The organism is Frankia sp. AiPs1 (assembly GCF_023716945.1).
Taxonomy (GTDB): domain Bacteria; phylum Actinomycetota; class Actinomycetes; order Frankiales; family Frankiaceae; genus Frankia.
This window is the reverse complement of the sequence record NZ_JAMQQF010000647.1, coordinates 1-3,215: the sequence shown is the minus strand read 5'-3', so window position 1 is coordinate 3,215 and position 3,215 is coordinate 1. Positions and strand designations below refer to the sequence as shown.

Below are 3,215 nucleotides of genomic sequence, written 5' to 3'. Positions count from 1 at the left end.
GTGCCGCCGGCGGCGGTGCTGCCGGGCGGCGTCGCCGCGCGGCCGCGTGGCCCGGTGTCCTGACCGGGCCGGGCGGCCAGGTCGATCTCCTGGCTGTCGAGGTCCCGCGGGTCGTGGTCGTCGTCGGCGGGGCCGTCGGCCGCCCGGTCCTGCGGGGCGGTACCCGGGAACTGTGTGGCCCGGCGTGGGATGCCGCCGTCGACCTCGCGTGGCGCGGTCGGTGGGGTCGGCGCAGTGCCGCCGGTCTCGCTGTCGCGGTCGCTCAGGCCGGGGGAGAACTCCTCCAGCCCGAAGTCGCGCCGGTCCGCGGTGGGCATGGGACCGGTGCGGTCGGAGCCGAGCTGCGCGGCCAGCGGGCCGGTCAGCGGAAATGGACCGGTGTTGGGGAAGCGCCGCGGACCACTGGAGTCGTCGAAGATGTTCTCCCGCGTCGCGGAATCCGACTCGGGCCGGTGCCCGTTGCTGAGCCCGTTGCCTGCGCCGGTACCCGCCGGGGTCGGCGCCCCGTTCGCGCGGTCGGGCCCGACGCCGTTGTTCGGCCGCTCGACGCGCTCCGGGGGCCGTCCGCCGCCGATCGCCGGGGTGGTCGCGGGCCGGTTCAGCGCCGGGGGACGGCCGGGCAGGGCGCCGGCCGCACTGTCGCCGGTGACCAGCTTCGCGGGCAGCCGGACGACGGCGGTGATTCCGCCCGAGGCCGACTCACGCAGCTGGACGCGAATGCCGTGCCGGCCGGCCAGCCGGCCGACGGCGAACAGACCCATCGTCCGTGACACCGACACGTCGACGACCGGAGGATTGGCCAGCCGCTCGTTGACCCGCTCGAGCTCCTTGGCCGGCATGCCGATGCCCTGGTCCTCGATCTCGATCATCGCGCCGGCGCCGGGGCCGAGCGAGTGGCTGGTCACGAGTACCTCGGTGACCGGCGGCGAGTACGAGGTGGCATTCTCCAGCAGCTCGGCGACGAGGTGGACGACGTCGCTGACACCGTTGCCGGCGATGGACACCGGCGCGGCCGAGGTCTGCTTCACCCGGGTGTACTGCTCCACCTCGGAGATGGCGGCCAGGACCACCTCGTTGAGCGCCACGGGGTGCGTCCAGCGCCGCGCGGTGTCCGTGCCGGCGAGGACCAGCAGGCTCTCGTTGTTCCGCCGCATTCGGGTGGCGAGGTGGTCCAGCTTGAAGAGGTTGGAGAGCTGGTCGGGGTCCTGCTCGCGGTTCTCCAGGTCGTCGATCAGGCGGAGCTGGCGCTCGACCAGCCCCTGGCTGCGCCGGGAGAGGTTCACGAACATCGCGTTGACGTTGTTCCGCAGGGACGCCTGCTCGGAGGCCAGCCGGATCGCCTCGCGGTGGACCTCGTCGAAGGCCCGGGCGACTTCACCGACCTCTTCGTCGGTGTTGATACCGACCGGTTCGATCGAGTCGTCGATGTCCTGGTCGGTGGAGTCACGCAGGCGGCGGACGGCGTCGGGCAGCCGGCGGTCGGCGATGTCGAGCGCCGCGGTCCGCAGCGCCAGCAGCGGTCGGACCAGCGACCGCGCCACGACGAGCGCGGACAGCAGGGCGGCGGCGAGGATGACCACGATGAGCAGACCGGACAGCAGCGCCCGGTGCTGGATGTTGCCGCGCAGCGTGTCGACCCGGTGGTCGACGAGCGCCAGGAGTTTTTCCGTGGCGTCGGTGCTGGTGTCGATGGTCTCCTGGGTCGCCCGGTTCCACTTCTCCGACTCGACGACGGACAGCGGCTGGCCGATAGGCGCGTCCAGAACCTCTTCGACGTAATTCTGGGTGTTGCGGATGTCGCCATTGTTTTCGGTGTCGATTGTCGGGTTGTAGATGGCCTGCTGGGCTGGTCCGGCGACGTTTTCGAGGTCGTCTCGCTCTCGTGACCGCTGGGTCTCGGCCGAGAGGAACTCGCGATAGTCACCTTCGGTGAAGACCTGGTTGCTGCCGCGCGGAAGCAAGCCGTAGACGAGGGCCTGCTGCTGCGCGAGGAGTTCCGTACCCGACATGAGGAAGTAGGCGGTATTGACGCCGTCGTCGAGCTGCTGGTCGTCATTTCCCTGCGGGATGAGCTGGACCAGGCTGATCAGTGAGTCGATGATCGGCTGAAAGGCTGTCTGGACGGCTTTCGGGTCGACGACCCGGGTGATCGTCTGCCGCTTCGCGGGCAGCGAGTCCATCCTGGCCTGGACGTCGTCGAGAGCCCCGCGAACCTCGCCGCCGAAGGAACCGCGCCGTCCGTTGGCCACGGCCTTGTAGGCCTGGTAGGCGTCGTTCACCGCCGCCTGGCGGGGCGGGATGGCAGCGTTGTCGCGGGAACCGACCGGGCCGCTCGCCACGTATCCGGTGCTGTACGTCCGTTCCGTCTGCAGGGCATGGGCGAGCGTCGACGCGGACCGGCTGATCTCGGTGAGATCCGAGATCCGGTTCACGTCACGGGTGCTGGTCAGCACCGTGCCGGCCTCGATGGAGGAGTAGACCAGGATCGCGATGACCGGCACGGCCAGAATCGCGATCAGCTTGGTGCGGACCCGCCAGTTGGTGGGGTTGGTGGCGGCACGACGAAGGCGCGCCAGACCGGACCCCGCGGGGCTCGGTGGCGCCGCGGGGCGATCGTCGCGCTGCCCGCCGTCTTCGGTGTCCACGGGCAAACCCGGTGCCGAGGTCGGCTCCGGATCTGCGGCGATGCCCGTGCTGCTGGCCATCGGTTGTCTGCGCACGTACCTTCGCAACCTCTCCGCCAGCCTCCCGGAACACGTCGTACCAGGATGGCTCGGTATCGGGCCCTGATGTCCCTTGCCAGGCACCATAGCGGTACGAAGTCGGCATCCGAAAGGCGCCTACCGTAAGCGCGTTGGTGGCCGCACACCAGTTGTGGTCACGGCGCACGGAGTCACCGTCTGCGTAACCCTCGCGAAGCCCGACAACGTACGCCCATCGTGACGTAGTGGTTGTCCCGGTGAGTGGCACTGAAGGTGCAAAGCAGGCATCTGAGACATCCGCCGTTACCGGTCTTCGGCGCGCCTCGATGCGCCGTCCCGTTCGCGTGAACGGCGCCCATGGGCGCCGGCCGGGCCCGTGGAGCCGCCCGAGCGGGCCCGGCCCACAGGTGCCGCGGGGTCCGTAGGCTTGCGGGGTGAGCGAGTTGCAGCGCAGCGATGCTGGTCACCATGCGGGACCGGGGGCCGTGGGCCCGGCGGGGGGCGCCCCGACGG

At 70.7% G+C, this 3,215-nt stretch carries 1 protein-coding gene; it reads right to left on the bottom strand.

Annotation, left to right across the window (positions count from 1 at the left end):
- Positions 1-2,645: nitrate- and nitrite sensing domain-containing protein (locus ND748_RS28825; RefSeq protein ID WP_374216061.1), on the bottom strand; the 2,645-nt coding region annotated here is incomplete at its 3' end.
- Positions 2,646-3,215: the final 570 nt, after the last annotated feature.